This window comes from Streptomyces sp. NPDC002870 (assembly GCF_042888505.1).
Classification (GTDB): Bacteria; Actinomycetota; Actinomycetes; order Streptomycetales; family Streptomycetaceae; genus Streptomyces.
Window position 1 is genome coordinate 190929 of the sequence record NZ_JBIAPW010000012.1, and the last position, 17214, is coordinate 208142.

Genomic DNA, 17214 nt, shown 5'->3' on the forward strand with positions numbered 1-17214 from the left:
ACGCACGAGGGGCCCGCATCCCTCGTGGGATGCGGGCCCCTCGGCGTGAGTGCGTCGGTGGCCGATCGCGCCGAGATCAGACGGCGAGCTTGACCATGTCCGCCTGCGGACCCTTCTGGCCCTGCGAGATCTCGAATTCAACTCGCTGACCCTCTTCAAGGGTGCGGTACCCGTCCATCTGGATCGCGCTGTAGTGGACGAAAACATCCGCACCACCGTCGACCGCGATGAAGCCGTACCCCTTCTCCGCGTTGAACCACTTGACGGTGCCCTGAGCCATGCCTAACTCCCCTATTACTGGCCCTTGCGCAGGACCGCACTTCGCGGACCCGGGTCAGACCTCACCCACCCGACAGGAGGAGGGTGTGCGCCGGAACGCGTCGACCGCGGCTGAATGTATCTGTCCAACTGCCGTCTGCAACAGGTCAGTCGGACGAGAAATCTGCGCAAGCCCGAACGGATAATTCATGTGAATTCTGTGAATTCCGGGGCAAGTCGGGCCCGACGAAAGGCGCCTACGCGACAATTCGGCCCTGCACTTTGGCTGCTTCTTGTCGCGCGGCGACGCATTCTCATATGCGCTCGGCATGAGCAGCGGAGGGGGCTTCCCAACTCTACCGCGCTCAACCCTAAGGAATTACCCCCTCCGCTTCTCTTGCGGAGGGGGCAATAGAGGTAACTCTGCGAAGTCAGCAGCCGCCGGCGACAGCCGGGATGATCGAGACGCCCGCGCCGTCCGGTGTCGCAGTCTGAAGACCCTGCTCGAAACGGACGTCGTCGTCGTTCACGTACACGTTGACGAACCGGCGCAGCTTGCCCTGGTCGTCCAGGACGCGCGCGGCGATGCCCGTGTGGTTCTTCTCCAGGTCGGCGATCACCTCGGAGAGAGTCGCGCCCTGAGCCGAAACCTCGGCCTGGCCGCCCGTATACGTACGGAGAATGGTGGGAATGCGGACGTTGACGCTCATGGGTGCGTGCCTTCCTTGAGTCTCGGGTGGTCGGTCAGCCGGCCAGGCCGGCGTCGCGGAACGCGTCCAGGCTCGGGCGGATCGTCGCGGTCGGGCCGGTCGTCGGCGCCACCGCGTCCAGCGTCTTGAGACCGTCACCCGTGTTGAGGACGACGGTGGTGAGCGCCGGGTCGAGCACGCCCGCCTCAATCAGCTTCTGCGCGACACCCACGGTCACGCCACCCGCAGTCTCCGCGAAGATGCCTTCCGTACGGGCGAGCAGCTTGATGGCGTCCACGATCTGCTCGTCGTTGACGTCCTCGACCGCCCCGCCGGTGCGGCGCGCGATGTCCAGCACGTACGGGCCGTCCGCCGGGTTGCCGATCGCCAGCGACTTGGCGATGGTGTTCGGCTTCTGCGGGCGTACGACGTCGTGCCCGGCCTTGAAGGCCGCCGACACCGGCGAGCAGCCTTCGGCCTGGGCGCCGAAGATCTTGTACGGCTTGTCCTCGACCAGACCGAGCTTGATCAGTTCCTGCAGCCCCTTGTCGATCTTCGTGAGCTGCGAGCCGGAGGCGATCGGGACCACGATCTGGTCGGGCAGCCGCCAGCCGAGCTGCTCGCAGATCTCGTACGCCAGCGTCTTGGAGCCCTCGCCGTAGTACGGGCGGAGGTTGACGTTGACGAAGCCCCAGCCCTCGCCCAGCGGGTCGCCGATGAGCTCGGAGCAGAAGCGGTTGACGTCGTCGTAATTGCCCTCGATGCCGACCAGTTCGCCGCCGTACACCGCGGCCATGACGACCTTGCCCTGCTCCAGGTCGTGCGGGATGAACACGCAGGAGCGGAAGCCGGCCCGCGCGGCGGCAGCGCCGACCGCGCCCGCCAGGTTGCCGGTGGACGAGCAGGACAGGGTGGTGAAACCGAAGGCACGCGCGGCCTCGACGGCGATCGCGACGACGCGGTCCTTGAAGGAGTGCGTCGGGTTGCCGGAGTCGTCCTTGATGTACAGGCCGCCGGTGACGCCCAGCTCACGGGCGAGGTTGTCGGCCTTGACGAGCTTGGTGAAGCCGGGGTTGATGTTCGGCTTGTCGGCCACGTCGGCGGGGACGGGCAGCAGCGGGGCGTACCGCCAGATGTTGTCCGGACCGGCTGCGATCCGCTTCTTCAGCGCCTCGGGGCCTTCGTCGGGGAGGTCGTACGCGACTTCGAGCGGCCCGAAACAGGAAGCACAGGCGAAGATCGGACCGAGTCCGAAACGCTCTCCGCACTCGCGGCACGAGAGCGCCGCGGCGGGTCCCAGGTCTACGGGGCTGGTGGTGTTGCTTGCGACAGTCTGCACAGCCATGGAGGCGAGGCCCTTTCTCCTCATCTTCCCCGTGACGCATTTCGCCACGAGACGGAATTGGCACCTTCCCCACCGTGACCTCGCGGTCGGCGGGAGGGTTGCCGGGGCTTCAACGGGCCGTTCCCTCTGCCCCTCTGGATGAGCGGTATTCGATTGTCAGCGTGACGACCCCCGACATGCGACGGTCATCCGCGTTGTTCAAGACTGTAACCGAAGGCCCGGATGGTTGAGATAGTCGTCCGAACCGCGAGACGGATCACAGAATCGGAAGCCGAGGGAGACGCGCACGTGCTCGATGAGGTGGAGCGCTGGCTGGCCCGGCGGTCCTGGGCAGCCGCCGACCGCCCACTTGACCTGCTGCTTACCGCCAAACGCGGTACGACGGTCAGCGTGGTGCTCCCCGCCCTGAACGAGGAGGCGACGGTCGGCGAGATCGTCACCGTGATCCGCCGCGAGCTGATGGAGGCCGTGCCGCTCGTCGACGAGCTGGTCGTCGTCGACTCGGGCTCGAGCGACCGTACGACCGAGGTGGCCGCGGCGGCGGGCGCGCGCGTGGTGCACCGAGACGCGATCCTGCCCCGGATACCCGCCGTCCCCGGCAAGGGCGAGGTGCTGTGGCGCTCACTGCTGGCGACCAGCGGCGACATAGTGTGCTTCGTCGACGCGGATCTGCGGGAGTTCTCCGCGGACTTCGTCTCCGGGGTCGTGGGCCCCCTGCTGACCGACCCCGATGTGCACTTCGTCAAGGCGATGTACGACCGGCCGCTCGGCGACCGCGCAGGTCAGGGCGGCCGGGTGACCGAGCTGGTGGCGCGTCCGCTGCTGAATCTGCACTGGCCGCAGCTGGCCGGGTTCGTCCAGCCGCTGGGCGGGGAGTACGCGGCGCGGCGCTCGCTGCTGGAGCGGCTGCCCTTCCCCGTCGGTTACGGAGTGGAGCTCGGCCTGCTCGTCGACGCGCTGCACACGGTGGGCCTGGACGCGCTGGCGCAGGTGGATGTCGGCTCGCGCAAACACCGCCACCAGGACGGGCAGGCGCTGGGCCGGATGGCCGCGGCGATCTACCGGACGGCCCAACTCCGGCTCTCCCGCAGCCACTTGGTGCGTCCTGCGCTCACGCAGTTCGAGCGGGGCGAGGGCGGCTTCGAGGCGCGGACGTACGCGGTGGACACGGAGGAGCGGCCGCCGATGCGCGAGATCGGTGAGTACGCGGCGCGTCGCGCGGCATAAGCGTGGATCGCCGGTCGCTTTGTCTACATTTTCCAGTTATGGGACTGAGAATGGACTTGAGAGACGTACGACACACAAGGACGCGACGACCAATGACGTACGCACGTTTGAGCGTTTGTGGGACGGGCTAGGTTTCGCGACATGGTCTCCGAGCACGCTGCTGCCCAGGTCCTCGTCGCGTCGAACCGCGGCCCGGTCACATACACGCTGAGCGAGGACGGTTCGCTCGACGCGCGCCGCGGCGGGGGCGGGCTGGTCTCCGGCCTGTCGGCCATCGGCTCCGAGGCGGAGGCGCTGTGGGTGTGCGCCGCGCTCGGCGACGGCGACCGCGAGGCGGTGCGGCGCGGGGTCGGCGAGCCCGGGGTGCTGATGCTCGACATCGACGAGGCCGTCCACTCCGACGCGTACAACGGCATCGCCAACTCCGTGCTGTGGTTCGTCCACCACATGCTGTACCAGACGCCGCTGGAGCCGGTCTTCGACCAGGAGTTCCGTCGGCAGTGGGCGTCGTACGAGACCTACAACCGGGCCTTCGCGGACGCGCTGGCGGCACAGGCGGCCGAGGGAGCGGCCGTCCTGGTGCAGGACTACCACCTGGCGCTGGTGCCCGGCATGCTCCGCGAGCTCCGTCCCGATCTGCGGATCGGGCACTTCTCGCACACGCCGTGGGCGCCCGTCGACTACTTCCGGATGCTGCCCGACGACATCGCAGAGCAGCTGTTGCGCGGCCTGCTCGGCGCGGACCGCGCCTGTTTTCTGACCCGGCGGTGGGCCGATGCCTTCGTCTCCTGCTGTACGGAGCTGCTGGGCGGCACCGGCGGCACGGCGATCGGGGTGCACGGGCTGGGCGCGGACGCGGACTTCCTGCGGAAGCGGGCGCACCGGCCGGACGTGGACGAGCGGCTGGCCGCGCTGCGCGAGCAGATCGGCCCGGGGCGCAGGACCATCGTGCGCGTCGACCGCACCGAGCTGTCCAAGAACATCGTGCGCGGGCTGCTGGCGTACCGGCAGCTGCTGGAGACCCGCCCCGAGTGGCGCGAGCGCGTCGTCCATGTCGCCTTCGCCTACCCGTCCCGGCAGGACCTGGCGGTCTACCGCGACTACACGGCGGAGGTCCAGCGCGTGGCGGACGAGATCAACTCGGCGTACGGGACGGAGACTTGGAGCCCGGTCGTGCTCCATGTGAAGGACGACTTCGCGCGCTCGCTCGCCGCGTACCGGCTGGCGGACGTGGCTCTGGTCAACCCGATCCGGGACGGCATGAACCTGGTCGCCAAGGAGATCCCGGTCGTCTCGGAAGCGGGCTGCGCGCTGGTGCTTTCGCGGGAGGCGGGGGCGTACGAGGAACTGCGCGAGGACGCGGTGACGGTGAATCCGTACGACGTGACGGGCACGGCGGACGCGCTCCATGTGGCACTGACGATGCCGGACGACGAACGGTCGCGGCACACCAAGCGCCTGGCGGCGGCGGCAACCGCGCTGCCGCCGCAGAAGTGGTTCCTGGACCAGTTGCGGGCGCTGCGCGAGGGCGCGTAGGAGTCCGGCCCGGCGGCGCTTTGCGCGCGCCGGCCGGGGCGTCGGCTACAGGTGGTGGGCCAGCGAGGCCAAGAACTCCACCACCGCCGCCGGGCCCGGCAGCAGCAGGTCGGCGCGGTCCGCGAGGTCCGGAACCTCCGTGCTGCCGCTGCACACCAGTAGGCCGGGCACGCCGTCCGAGCGGAGCTTCTCGACGGCCGCGAAGGCGGGAAGATCGCCGAGGTCGTCACCGGCGTACAGCACGGCCTCGGCCTTCACCTCGCGTACGTACTCCGCCAGGGCCACGCCCTTGTCCATGCCGGGCGGGCGCAGCTCCAGGACCATACGGCCCGGTTCCAGGATCAGCCCGTGGCGCGCGGCGAGCTCGGCGAGCGGGTTCCGCAGCGCCTCGAACGCCGCCTGCGGGTCGGACGCGCGGCGCGTGTGGACCGCGACCGCCTGGCCCTTCTCCTCGATCCAGGTGCCCTGCCAGGATCCGGCCTTGTCCAGGACGCCGGGCAGTTCGGCGCGGGCGGCCGCGACCCCGGGGTGCGGGGCGGGGGTTTTGACCGTGCCGGTGACGGCGTCCCAGCGCTCGGCGCCGTAGTGACCGAGGACGACCAGGTGGTCCAGGCCGGACACTCCGGCGAAGCCGCCGTAGCGAACCGCTACCGCCGCGGGCCGTCCGGTGACCACGGCGACTGAGGCGACCCGTGGCGCGAGCGCGGCGAGCGCGGGGACGGCGCCGGGGTGGGCCCGGGCCTGTTCGGGGTCGGGCACGATCTCGGCGAGCGTGCCGTCGAAGTCGAGGCCGACGACTGCCTTCTGCGGCCGGGCGAGAAGCGCGGCGAGGCCGTCGCGGCCGGCGGGGGTGGACGGCGTCGGCAGGAGATGCGCGTACGAGGAGCTGCCCATGCCCCGACCCTATCGGCGACTGCGTCTGTCGTCCCTGACACGGCGAAGCCGATTGACGGTCACCGGGTCATGGACGAGAGCACGCTCGTCGTCGATCAGGGCGTTGAGCAGCTGGTAGTAGCGGACCGGGGATATGCCGAGCTGCTCCCTGATGGCGCGCTCCTTCGCGCCGGGGCCCGGCCAGGAAGTGTGCTCCATGGCCAGTACGGCACGGTCGCGCTCGGAGAGCGGCTCCTCGTCGGTCATACGAACCAACATATCGGCGCCGCGCACCCCGGTGGCGGGCTGCCTGTCCGCGCTCTACTCCGCCTACTCCGCGTTCTCCGCCTACTCCGCGTTCTCCGCGAGGGTGGCGTCCCGGCCGATCTTGCCGAGGACGGATGCCGGGACGCCTTCAGGCTCGACGGCCTGGCCGATGTTCTTCTTGATGTTCTCGCTGACCGCGGCCCACGACGTCTTGCCGACCGGCGGAAGCATCGAGCTGGGGAGCTCCTCCAGGAACTCCTTGAGGTCCTGGTGCTCCGGGTCCTGCTCCATCGCCTCGGACGCGGAGACCGTCACCGGCAGCAGGCCGTTCTGGCCGGCGAAGTCGAGGACGTTCTTGTCGCTGAAGACGAAGTTCAGGAACTTGCCGACCTCGGCCCGGTGGCCGTTCTGCTTGAAGCCCATGATCCAGTCGGCGACGCCCATCGCGGCCTTCGGCTTGCCGTTGCGGCCGGGCATGGCCACCTTGCCGACCTCGATCTTGGCCTTCTCCGCTTCCTGCATCAGGGAGGGGTGGCCGTTGAGCATGCCGACCTCGCCTCGGGTGAAGGCGGCGAACGCGTCCTTGCGGTTCAGCTTGGCGGGGGCGACCGGGCCGGTGAGCTTGGTGTCGACGAGGTTCGTCTTCAGCCACTTGAAGGTGGCTATGTTCTGCGCGGAGTCGATGGAGTACTTGCCGACCGAGTCGGTGTATCCGTCGCCGCCGCTGAGCAGCCACATCATGGTCTCGGCCTGGGCCTCCTCGGGCCCCAGCGGCAGGGCGAAGGGGTACTTCGCGTCCGTGTTCGCCTTCAGCTTCTCCGCGTCTTCCTTGAGATCGTCCCAGGTCGTCGGGTCCTTCTTGATCCCGGCCTCTTTGAAGAGCTTCTTGTTGTAGAAGAGCAGCCTGGTGGAGGCGACGAACGGCAGACCGTACTGCACGCGCTTCATCTCGCCGGCGTCGGTGAGCGGGGTGAGGAAGTTGGACTGCACGGGGATGGAGAGCAACTGGTCGGCGGAGTAGAGCTTGCCGGCCGCGGCGTAGTCGGCGTACGCGCCTATCTGGGCGATGTCGGGGGCCTTGCCCGCCTTGACCATCTCGGCGACCTTGCGGTCGACGTCGTTCCAGGACTCGATCTGGACGTCGATCTTGATGCCGGGGTTCTTGGACTCGAAAGCGGTGGCGAGGTCGGCCCAGTACTTCTTGCTGCTCTGGCCGCCGGCCACGTCGTAGTCGGCCGCCACCAGCTTGAGGGTGACGTCGCCGGAACCACTGGAGCTGCCACAGCCCGAGAGGGCCACCGTCATGCCAAGTGCGGCGATCGCCGCGGTCAGACCCAAGAAGCGACTCCGCACAGCTCTTCCCCACCCTCTGTTGTCGTGTGCCCGTGTCGTCCCAGCCGGTCCCCCGTGAGGTCCTCTGAGAAGAGCTGCGATTTTCCACCATGCGGAGGTATGAGGTCTACTCCACTGCATATCACTTCCACAACGCCTGCCCCTGGGCCGGCGGGCATTGCCCGGGTGCGCCACAGCCTGCTAAGCACGTGACGGCACGAAGTGGTCGGTGCCGGTCCCCAGTTACGCGTACGCCGCTAGGAGCCTTGCCGCATGTCCCGTACAGCAGCAGAGATAGCCACCCAGCCCGCCTGCTGGCGCCGAGCGGCCGAAGCCGCCGCTGCCTTCGAGGGGCTGCCGGAGCCGGGTGAGCGGGTCGCCGTCACCGGGTGCGGTACGTCCTGGTTCATGGCGATCGCGTACGCGGCGCTGCGGGAGGCGGCGGGGCTGGGCGAGACGGACGCCTTCGCCTCGTCGGAGTTCCCGTCGGGGCGCAGGTACGACCGCGTCGTCGCGATCACCCGCTCGGGGACGACGACGGAGGTCCTGGACCTGCTGACCGGACTCCGCGGCAAGGTGCCGACGCTCGCTCTGACCGCGGACCCGAATACGCCGGTGATGGACGCGGCGGACGCGGTCGCGGTGCTGGACTGGGCGGACGAGGAATCAGTGGTCCAGACCCGTTTCGCCACGACCGCGCTGGCCTTCCTGCGGGCCGGCCTGGGTGACGTCCCCGGGGTGAAGTCGGTCGCCGAGGCGGCGGTCGACGCGGAGCTCGCGCTCACGGAGCCACTGGACGACGCGGTGGTGGGGGCGGAGCAGTGGACGTTCCTGGGGCGCGGCTGGACGTACGGGCTTGCGCTGGAGGCAGGCCTGAAGATGCGCGAGGCGGCGGGCGCGTGGACGGAGTCGTACCCGGCGATGGAGTACCGCCACGGCCCGATCTCGATCACCGGCCCGGGCCGGGTGACATGGGTCTTCGGCGGGCTCCCGGAAGGCCTGTCCCTGGACGTCGCGCGGGTCGGCGGCACGCTGGTGGCCCGCCAGGAGGCGGACCCCCTGGCGGACCTGATCCGCGCACAGCGGCTTGCGGTGACGCTGGCGGAGTCGCGGGGCTTCGACCCGGACCGGCCGAGGAACCTGACGCGAAGCGTGATCCTTTCCTGACGGATCCGCGGGGTGCGGGCGCGGGTGCGGTGCCGCTGCGCGGGGCTGGACGGGCTGCATTTGCAGCCTCGCCGGCGATTGAGGCGCGGGGTCCGGGGCGGAGCCCCGGCTTACGGGAAGCGCTCCGCCGTTTGTATGGGCGCGCAACAATCCGGCGCAGTGGACTAGACCTGTCCCCCGTCCACCCTTCAGACTGTCCACGTGAGACACGTCATCGCCCTCGATGTGGGCGGCACCGGCATGAAAGCCGCCCTGGTCGGGGCGGACGGCACCCTCCTGTACGAGGCCCGTCGCCCCACCGGGCGCGAGCGCGGGGCGGACGCCGTCGTCGAGTCCATCCTCCGCTTCGCCGGTGAGCTACGCGCGTACGGCCAGGAGCACCTCGGACAGAGCGCGCTCGCCGCCGGCGTCGCCGTCCCCGGGATCGTCGACGCCGGCCGCGGCATCGCCGTCTACGCCGCCAACCTCGGCTGGCGCGACGTACCCCTGCGCGCCCTCGTCGCCGACCGCATCGGCGGCGTCCCCGTCGCGCTCGGGCACGACGTCAGGACCGGCGGGCTCGCCGAGGGACGGATCGGGGCCGGCAAGGGCGCCGACCGGTTCCTGTTCGTGCCGCTCGGCACCGGAATCGCCGGCGCCATCGGCATCGCCGGGCGGATCGAGGCCGGCGCCCACGGATACGCCGGCGAGATCGGGCACATCGTCGTCCGCCCCGACGGCCCCGACTGCGGCTGCGGCCAGCGCGGCTGCCTCGAAACGCTGGCCTCCGCCGCCGCGGTGACCCGCGCCTGGGCAGAGGCGAGCGGCGACCCGGACGCGGACGCCGCCGACTGCGCGAAGGCCGTCGAGTCCGGCGACCAACGGGCCGTACGCGTCTGGCACGACGCCGTCGACGCCCTCGCCGCCGGCCTCGTCACCGCGCTCACCCTGCTGGATCCCCGCACACTGATCATCGGTGGCGGTCTCGCCGAGGCGGGGGAAACCTTGTTCACACCACTGAGGGCCGCCGTCGAGGAGCGAGTGACGTTCCAGAAGCTGCCCGAAATCGTCCCCGCAGCCCTGGGAGACACCGCCGGATGCCTGGGCGCGGGGCTGCTCGCCTGGGACCTGCTCACCACCGACTCGGAGGTAACCGCCTAATGGCCACACGCGCCGCACGAGCCGCAAGCGCCGCACGGGCCGCACACGCAGAAAGCACCGTTCTGGCCGGCGCCCGGGTGGTCCTGCCGACCGGAACCGTCGAGAACGGACGGCTCATCGTCGAGGGCGCCAAGATCGTCGGCGCCGCACCCCCGGACGCGCCCGTCCGCGACCTGACCGGCCACTGGGTGGTCCCCGGCTTCGTGGACATCCACAACCACGGCGGCGGCGGCGCCTCGTTCACCTCCGGCACCGCCGAGGACGTGCTGAAGGGCGTGCGGACCCACCGCGAGCACGGCACGACCACACTCGTCGCGTCCACCGTGACCGGCGAGACGGATTTCCTCGCCCACCGCGCCGGCTTCCTCTCCGAGCTCGTCCAGCAGGGCGACCTCGCAGGCATCCATTTCGAGGGGCCCTTCATCTCGCCGTGCCGCAAGGGCGCCCACAGCGAGGAGCTGCTGCGCGACCCCGACCCGGCGGAGGTGCGCAAGCTGATCGACGCGGCACGCGGCACCGCGCGGATGATGACGCTCGCCACCGAGCTGCCCGGTGGCATCGACTCCGTACGGCTGCTCGCCGAGCACGGCGTGATCGCCGCGATCGGCCACACGGACGCGACGTACGAGCAGACCGTCGAGGCGATCGAGGCGGGCGCGACCGTGGCGACCCACCTGTTCAACGCGATGCCCGGCCTCGGCCACCGCGCGCCGGGGCCGATCGCCGCGCTCCTGGAGGACGAGCGGGTCACGGTCGAGCTGATCAACGACGGCACCCATCTGCACCCCGCCGCCCTGGAGCTCGCCTTCCACCGCGCGGGCGCGGGCCGCGTCGCCTTCATCACGGACGCCATGGACGCGGCGGGCTTCGGCGACGGCCGCTACCAGCTCGGTCCGCTCGCGGTCGACGTCAGGGACGGGGTCGCCAGGCTGGTCGACGGCGGCTCGATCGCCGGCTCGACGCTCACCCTGGACACCGCGTTCAGGCGCGCGGCAACCATCGACAGACTGCCGGTGGAGGAGGTCGTCCAGGCCATCTCGGCCAACCCGGCGAAGCTGCTCGGCGTGTACGACAAGGTCGGCTCGCTGGAGCCGGGCAAGGACGCCGACCTGGTGGTGCTCGACGCGGAGTTCACGCTCAAGGGCGTGATGCGCAAGGGCGCATGGGTGGTTGAGCCCCAAGTAGGGTGATTTCTACGTAAGTTATGGCAAGGCGGTTGGCCAGGGGGTCTGGGCCAACCGCCTTCCGTTTGGCATGATCAGGGCCCGTACGAACAGGCAAGCGCGTTCTGTGGGGGGTGACACGGTGATCCTGACGGTCACGCTCAACACCGCCCTGGACATCACGTACTCGGTCCCCACACTGACCCCGCACGCCAGCCACCGTGTCGGCGAGGTCCGCGAACGCCCCGGCGGCAAGGGCCTCAACGTCGCCCGTGTACTGGCCGCGTTGGGCCACGAGAGCGTCGTCACCGGCTTCGCGGGCGGCCCCGTCGGAGCCGTCCTGCGCGATCTGCTGGCCCCGCTCGCGCCGCACGACGCGCTCGTCCCGATCGCCGGGACCACCCGCCGCACGCTCGCCGTCGTGGACGCCGCGAGCGGCGACACCACCCAGCTGAACGAGGCGGGCCCCACGGTCAGCCCCGCCGAATGGGCCGCGTTCCTCTCCTCGTACGACTCGCTCCTGCGAGAGGCCCACGCCGTCGCCCTGTGCGGCAGCCTGCCGCCCGGCATCCATGTGGGCGCGTACGCCCAACTGGTCCGCCTGGCCCGCGCCGCGGACGTTCCCGTGCTCCTCGACACCAGCGGCGAACCGCTGCGCCGCGGCATCGCCGCCCGCCCCGACCTGGCCAAGCCGAACGCCGACGAGCTCGCCCAGCTCACCGGCTCCCGCGAGCCGCTGCGCGCCGCCCGCGACGCCCGCCGCCGCGGCGCGCACACGGTGGTCGCCTCGCTCGGCCCGGACGGCGTGCTCGCGGTCACCCCCGAAGGCGTTTGGCAGGCGGCCCCGCCCACTCCGGTGAAGGGCAACCCGACGGGCGCGGGCGACTCTGCGGTCGCCGGGCTGCTCTCCGGGCTCGTGGACCGGCTGCCGTGGCCGGACCGGCTGGCCCGTGCCGTCGCCCTGTCGGCGGCGACCGTACTGGCCCCGGCGGCGGGCGAGTTCGACGCCGTGGCGTACGAGGACCTGCTGCCGCGCATAGCGGTGACCGAGCGCGCGGCCGCGGCGTGAAAGCCCGCGGCGGGCGCACAATCGGGCCCATCCGCCCGGGAATTGGGATGCACCATGCCACTCGTCAGCACCGGTGAACTCGTCTCGGCCGCCGCGGCCGGGAGCCACGGCATCGCCGCCTTCAACGTCATCACCCTGGAGCACGCGGAGGCGATCGCCGCAGGCGCCGAGGAGGCCGGTGCGCCCGCGATCCTGCAGATATCCGAGAACGCGGTGAAGTTCCACGGCGGAAGGCTCTCCGCGATAGCCGCCGCCGCAGCCTCCGTCGCCCGCGCGTCCACCGCCCCACTCGCCCTCCACCTCGACCACGTCGTCTCCGCGGACCTGCTGCGCGCGGCGGCCGACGAGGGCTTCAGCTCGGTGATGTTCGACGCCTCGAAGCTGCCGTACGACGAGAACGTCAAGGCCACGGCGGACGCGGTTCGCTGGGGCCACGAGCGCGGCATCTGGATCGAGGCGGAACTCGGCAAGGTCGGCGGCAAAGAGGGCGAGCCCCCGCTCGACGCCCACGCGCCGGGGGTGCGCACCGTCCCTTCCGAGGCCGCGGCCTACGTCGCCGACACGGGCGTGGACGCGCTGGCCGTAGCGGTCGGCTCGTCCCACGCGATGACGCGGCGCACGGCGTCCCTGGACCACACCCTGATCACCGACCTGCGGGACGCGGTCCCGGTCCCGCTGGTCCTGCACGGTTCCTCCGGCGTCCCGGACGAGGAGATCCGCCGTGCGGTCGCCGCCGGCATGGTCAAGATCAACGTCGGCACGGCGCTCAACACGGCGTTCACGGGCGCGGTCCGGGCGTTCCTGGACGCCGACCCGTCGACGGTGGACCCCCGGAAATACCTCGTCCCGGCTCGCGAAGCGATGGCCGGGACGGTGGCGGGTTTCCTGCGGACGATCCGAGCGTGATCAGCCGTTCCTGACCTCGAGCCAGTCGAGAATGGCGTTGCACTGGTTGCCCTGCTCGCACGAAATCTTGAGCTCGTTCTCGCCCTTCTTCAGGGTGACCGGCGCCCAGGTGGTCTGCCAGTTCTTGTCCCAGGCAGGGTCCGTGGACTTGATGAAGTTCTTCAGCCCGAGCGGGTTGCTGTTCGCCTTGCCGTTGACGGTCAGCGTGGCGTTGGCGTCCTGGGCCGGGATGGCGTAGCGCACATAGAGCTTGTACGCGCCGGGCTCCGTGACCTTCGCCTTCCAGGTGACCGAGGCCCCCACGGCGTTGAAGCCGGTCACAAAGGCACCGCCCGAACCCTCCGCGCCCTGGATGTCCTTCCCGAGCGCGGCAGGCGCTCCGAGCTGCAAGGTCGCCGCGTCCTGCTTCGGCAGCGGCTCCTGCGGGTTCTCCGGCGCGGACGGCTCCCCGCTCGGCTTCACGGACTCGCCCGCCGTCGCGCCGCCGTTACCGCCCGACCGGTTGCCCGCCTTGCCGTCCTCGCCGCCGCCCGTCATCAGCGCCGCACCGATGCCGATCACCACGACCGCGACCACCGCGATCGCGCCGATCAGCAAGCCCTTGGTGTTGGGTCCGCCGCTGCGGCCGCCACCGTGGCCGCCGTGGCCGTTGCTGTGCTGCTGGGGCGCGCTCTGGCGGGTCGGGGCGCCGCCGGGGTAGGTCTCGGGCGCGGCGTACTGCGCGGTCGGCTGGCCCTGCGGTGCCTGCGCCTGCTGCGGCACCTGGCCGTACTGGCGCTCGCCGACCGTCCGCACCTGGTTGTACGAGGTTCTGGGGACCCCGGGCTGCGCGGCGGGACCCGGGTAGCCGTAACCGCGGCCCTGGCTGGGCGGTGTAGCGCCCGCTGCCCGTCCGTCCTCGTACAGGTAGCCGAACGGATCGTCGTCCTCGGGCTTGCTCGCGCCGTTGTTACCGGCCGTCATCCCTAGTCACTCCTTACCATGTCGTCAGCACATCGCCGACGCGGGCGAGCCTACCCGGTTCGGAGTAACCCACAGGGTGTCATTGCCCTCAGCCGGCCCGCCGGTGCACCTTCGACCGGGACCGCTTCTCGATGTACATCCGCTGGTCGGCCGATTGCAAGACCTCTTCCACGGACATCCCGCAGCTCGCCCAGCCGATCCCGAAGCTCGCCCCGACGCGGACCCCTCTGCCGCCGACCCGGATCGGCAGGATGATCGCGTTGCGCAGACGAACGGCCAGGTCGGCGGCGTCCGCCGCGCCCAGGCCGTCGGCGAGGACGACGAACTCGTCACCGCCGAGCCGGGCGACGGTGTCGTTGTCGCGTACGAGGGTGGTGAGCCGGCGCGCGACCTCGACCAGCACCGCGTCCCCCGTCTGGTGCCCGAACCGGTCATTGATGGACTTGAAGCCGTCCAGGTCGCAGAAGAGGACCGCGAGCCCCTTCGTCCCGTCGTCGATCTCGCTGTCGGGCGCGACCGCGTGCACATGGTGGTCGTACGGCACGCCCGTCGTCTCGAAGGCGAAGCCGTCACCGCCGAAGATGTGCTCCGTGTCGGACTCGTAAGCGGCGTCGAGCGCCTCGATGGCAGTCTCCCGCGCCGAGTACGGCCGCTCGCACAGCCGGGAGCTGAGCCGGGCGCGCAGCTCGGCGCTGTTGGGCAGGCCGGTGAGCGAGTCGTGCGAGGCGCGGTGGGCGAGCTGCAGCTCGTGGCGCTTGCGCTCCTCGATGTCCTCGACATGGGTCAGCAGAAAACGGGGCCCGTCCGCGGTGTCGGCGACGACGGAGTTACGCAGCGAGACCCAGACGTACGTCCCGTCCCTGCGGCCGAGACGCAGCTCGGCGCGGCCGCCCTCCGCGGACGTACGCAGCAGGGTTCCGACGTCCTCTGGGTGGACGAGATCGGCGAAGGAGTACCGGCGCATCGCGGACGCCGGGCGGCCGAGCAGCCTGCACAGGGCGTCATTGGTGCGCAGCAGCCGACCGTGCTGGTCGCCGCCCATCTCGGCGATGGCCATGCCGCTCGGCGCGTACTCGAAGGCCTGGCGGAAGGACTCCTCGCTGGCGCGCAGGGCCTGCTGCTCGCGCTCGAGTCTGACCAGGGCGCGCTGCATGTTTGCTCGCAACCGGGCGTTGCTGATCGCAATCGCCGCCTGGGACGCGTACATCTGGAGGGCTTCCTGGCCCCAGGGTCCGGGGCGGCGTCCATTGCGCGGCCGGTCGACGGAGATGACGCCGAGGAGCTCACGGCCGCCGCCCGATGCGTACATGGGGGCGTAGAGCCGGTCCTGCGGGTGCCACTCGTCCTCGAAGCGGGGATCGGGGCCTTCGGTGTGCCACTGCGGGACGTCGTCCTCGATGAGCACCCAGCCCTCGGTGTGCGGTATGAAGCGGAGCTCACCCCAGGCCTCGCCCATGGACAGCCGCCGCTCCCAGGAGGGGCGCGAGCCGACCCGTCCGGTGATCAGGGCTTCCGCGGCGGCGCTGCCGGCGAACGCGGCGACGACGAGGTCACCGTCGGGGCGTACGAGATTGACGCAGGCCAGTTCGTAGTTGAGTCCGGCGACGATGCCGTCGGCGACGGTCTGCAGTGTGTCGGCCAGGCTCCGGGCCGTGTTGAGGTCCGCGACGACCTGGTGCAGCTGCCGCAGGGTCGCAAGACGGACGTAGGGCTCCGACTCGGTCTCCATCGCTCGCTCTCCCCGAGACCTCGACAGCAAACTCCAGGGTTCTCATCGGCATTCTTGATGCGGTATCACGGCCACTGAATCACAGCGAGCTGTCCACTCGGTACACAGGGTCAACAATTACTGCACTCTGTGACTCAAGTCACACCAGATGATGAATGGTTGCGAGCGGGGGGTGAAAGCGCTCGATGGCTTTCTTGAACGCAAATCCGAGTACGCCGGTTCCGCGCCCAGTCGTGCGCCAGTCGTGCGCCGGTCCTAGGACTTGGCTGGTCCCTTGGCCCGATGCGGGGCCGGGCGGCCGAGGTTAGCGTTCTCGTGTGTTGCAGACGACCCCCACTTCAGCCACTGATGCCATCCCCCATGCTGAGGGGGTGAGCAACGAGGAGTTCCGCGCCGCCATGTCCCGGCTGGCCGCGGGTGTGGTGCTGGTGACCGCGCACGACCCCGACGACGGCCCGCGCGGCGAGGACGTCGGTATGACCGCGACCGCGTTCATGTCGGTGTCGCTGGACCCTCCGCTGGTGCTGGTGAGCCTGCGCAACGGCTCGCGCATGGACGACCTGCTCGCTGAGCAGCCGCCGTGGGGGGTGTCGGTGCTCTCGGAGAGCCAGCGGCACATCGCCGGGCGGTTCGCGATGAAGGGGCGGGTCAGCGACCGGCTGCTGTTCGAGGACATCCCGTACACACGGGGCGAGGTGAGCGGGGCGCTGCTGGTCCAGGGCGCGCTGTCGACGCTGGAATGCCGTACGGAGCAACGGATCGAGGCGGGCGACCACACGCTGGTGATCGGCCGGGTGCTGACGGTGGGGCTGCCGAGCGGGGAAGGGGGCCCGCTGCTGTATTTCCGTGGCCGGTACCGCCAGTTGGGCTGAGGCAGGCAGGCAAAGGTCCGTGCGTAGGTAGGTTCTGGGCGGGAAGCTGGTCCCAGGCGCGGCCCGTGCGCAGATGGGTTCTGGGGCGAGAAGCTAGTCCCAGGCGCGGCCCGTGCGGCCCCGTTTCGTTTCCGCGCGTTGCTTCTTCTCGCGCAGGCGGCGCTCATTGATGCCGCGCGGGATCTTGGTCGCCCGTCGGGGCCGCGGTGGCGGCGCCGTCGCCTCTGCGAGCAGCGTCGCCAGGCGGACCGCCGCCGTCTCGCGGTTGCGCCACTGCGAGCGGTGCTCCGACGCGCGTACGGCGATCACACCGCCGACCAGCCGGCCCGCGAGCCGCTCCAGCGCGCGGTCCTTCCAGACCTGCGGCAGCGCCTCGGTCTTCGCGAGGTCGAAGCGGAGCTCCACCTGCGAGTCGCTGGTGTTGACGTGCTGGCCACCCGGCCCCGACGACCGCGAGAAACGCCACATGAGCTCGGCCTCCGGCAGGGAGACCGAACCGCGGATGATGTAGGGACCGGACATGCCCCCATGGTCGCGTGCCCGCGCCGTTCGCGTCACCCGCTTTTCCACGAGTCGGCAAGGACGGGCACGGAAAGTAAGGAAGGGCGGGTGGAACCTGACGGTCCCCTGCCCGCGTTATGACGGGTGACGGTAGCTTCGGGAGCACTCGAAGCCCGC

General features: G+C 70.5%; 17 protein-coding genes and 1 riboswitch. Of the genes, 8 read left to right on the forward strand and 9 right to left on the reverse strand.

The features are described from left to right. Nucleotides 1-76 precede the first annotated feature (76 nt). The 3 genes from ACFYWY_RS17845 to thrC form a co-directional block, all read right to left on the reverse strand. Complete coding sequence (locus ACFYWY_RS17845; protein WP_005315736.1) at nt 77-280, reverse strand: cold-shock protein; 204 nt, start codon at nt 278-280, stop codon at nt 77-79. Nucleotides 281-689: 409 nt separating this feature from the next. Continuing rightward, complete coding sequence (locus tag ACFYWY_RS17850) at nt 690-968, reverse strand: MoaD/ThiS family protein (protein WP_389186854.1); 279 nt, start codon at nt 966-968, stop codon at nt 690-692. 34 nt (nt 969-1002) lie between these two features. Then, nucleotides 1003-2292, reverse strand: a complete 1290-nt coding sequence (gene thrC, locus ACFYWY_RS17855; RefSeq protein WP_389186857.1) for a threonine synthase — start codon at nt 2290-2292, stop codon at nt 1003-1005. A gap of 17 nt (nt 2293-2309) precedes the next feature. After that, a riboswitch (SAM riboswitch) is annotated at nt 2310-2437 on the reverse strand. 143 nt (nt 2438-2580) lie between these two features. Here thrC and ACFYWY_RS17860 point away from each other — a divergent pair. Together ACFYWY_RS17860 and ACFYWY_RS17865 are read left to right on the forward strand one after the other, a co-directional pair. Beyond that, a complete protein-coding gene (locus ACFYWY_RS17860) occupies nt 2581-3519 on the forward strand; it encodes a glucosyl-3-phosphoglycerate synthase (RefSeq protein WP_389186859.1) in 939 nt (312 codons plus the stop codon). Between the two features lie 141 nt (nt 3520-3660). Further along, nucleotides 3661-5055 (forward strand): trehalose-6-phosphate synthase, encoded by a 1395-nt coding sequence (locus ACFYWY_RS17865; RefSeq protein ID WP_389186862.1) that lies wholly within the window; start codon nt 3661-3663, stop codon nt 5053-5055. A gap of 45 nt (nt 5056-5100) precedes the next feature. On the opposite strand, the gene otsB is transcribed toward ACFYWY_RS17865, so the two are convergent. The 3 genes from otsB to ACFYWY_RS17880 all read right to left on the reverse strand — a co-directional run bounded on the left by otsB (nt 5101) and on the right by ACFYWY_RS17880 (nt 7500). Then, nucleotides 5101-5949 carry a trehalose-phosphatase gene (gene otsB, locus ACFYWY_RS17870; protein WP_389186865.1) on the reverse strand — a complete coding sequence of 283 codons (849 nt, stop codon included), beginning with the start codon at nt 5947-5949 and terminating at the stop codon, nt 5101-5103. A gap of 9 nt (nt 5950-5958) precedes the next feature. Beyond that, nucleotides 5959-6195, reverse strand: coding sequence for a DUF3263 domain-containing protein (locus tag ACFYWY_RS17875; protein ID WP_389186868.1), 237 nt, complete (start codon nt 6193-6195; stop codon nt 5959-5961). A gap of 81 nt (nt 6196-6276) precedes the next feature. Continuing rightward, nucleotides 6277-7500: an extracellular solute-binding protein gene (locus ACFYWY_RS17880; RefSeq protein WP_389186964.1), complete on the reverse strand. Its 1224-nt coding sequence runs from the start codon at nt 7498-7500 to the stop codon at nt 6277-6279. A gap of 300 nt (nt 7501-7800) precedes the next feature. Between ACFYWY_RS17880 and ACFYWY_RS17885 the strand changes: the two genes are divergently transcribed. The 5 genes from ACFYWY_RS17885 to ACFYWY_RS17905 all read left to right on the forward strand — a co-directional run bounded on the left by ACFYWY_RS17885 (nt 7801) and on the right by ACFYWY_RS17905 (nt 12972). After that, the gene (locus ACFYWY_RS17885; RefSeq protein WP_389186871.1) at nt 7801-8694 is read left to right on the forward strand and encodes an SIS domain-containing protein; all 894 of its coding nucleotides are present in this window, start codon (nt 7801-7803) and stop codon (nt 8692-8694) included. 201 nt (nt 8695-8895) lie between these two features. Beyond that, nucleotides 8896-9834: an ROK family protein gene (locus ACFYWY_RS17890; protein ID WP_389186874.1), complete on the forward strand. Its 939-nt coding sequence runs from the start codon at nt 8896-8898 to the stop codon at nt 9832-9834. Further along, complete coding sequence (gene nagA / locus ACFYWY_RS17895) at nt 9834-11024, forward strand: N-acetylglucosamine-6-phosphate deacetylase (protein ID WP_389186877.1); 1191 nt, start codon at nt 9834-9836, stop codon at nt 11022-11024. The genes ACFYWY_RS17890 and nagA overlap by 1 nt, the downstream gene beginning before the upstream one ends. Nucleotides 11025-11139: 115 nt before the next feature. Next, nucleotides 11140-12066, forward strand: a complete 927-nt coding sequence (locus ACFYWY_RS17900; protein WP_389186880.1) for a 1-phosphofructokinase family hexose kinase — start codon at nt 11140-11142, stop codon at nt 12064-12066. A gap of 54 nt (nt 12067-12120) precedes the next feature. Then, the gene (locus tag ACFYWY_RS17905; RefSeq protein ID WP_389186883.1) at nt 12121-12972 is read left to right on the forward strand and encodes a ketose-bisphosphate aldolase; all 852 of its coding nucleotides are present in this window, start codon (nt 12121-12123) and stop codon (nt 12970-12972) included. Here the strand turns inward: ACFYWY_RS17905 and ACFYWY_RS17910 are convergent, their stop codons facing one another. Both ACFYWY_RS17910 and cdgB read right to left on the reverse strand, forming a co-directional pair. Next, the gene (locus ACFYWY_RS17910; RefSeq protein WP_389186886.1) at nt 12973-13935 is read right to left on the reverse strand and encodes a CBM35 domain-containing protein; all 963 of its coding nucleotides are present in this window, start codon (nt 13933-13935) and stop codon (nt 12973-12975) included. A gap of 88 nt (nt 13936-14023) precedes the next feature. After that, nucleotides 14024-15664, reverse strand: a complete 1641-nt coding sequence (gene cdgB, locus ACFYWY_RS17915; protein WP_389186889.1) for a diguanylate cyclase CdgB — start codon at nt 15662-15664, stop codon at nt 14024-14026. Nucleotides 15665-15981: 317 nt separating this feature from the next. On the opposite strand from cdgB, the gene ACFYWY_RS17920 reads away from it, so the two are divergent. After that, a complete protein-coding gene (locus ACFYWY_RS17920; RefSeq protein WP_389186891.1) occupies nt 15982-16536 on the forward strand; it encodes a flavin reductase family protein in 555 nt (184 codons plus the stop codon). A 93-nt stretch (nt 16537-16629) separates the two neighbouring features. Here the strand turns inward: ACFYWY_RS17920 and arfB are convergent, their stop codons facing one another. Next, nucleotides 16630-17058, reverse strand: coding sequence for an alternative ribosome rescue aminoacyl-tRNA hydrolase ArfB (gene arfB / locus ACFYWY_RS17925; protein ID WP_307662655.1), 429 nt, complete (start codon nt 17056-17058; stop codon nt 16630-16632). Nucleotides 17059-17214 lie beyond the last annotated feature (156 nt).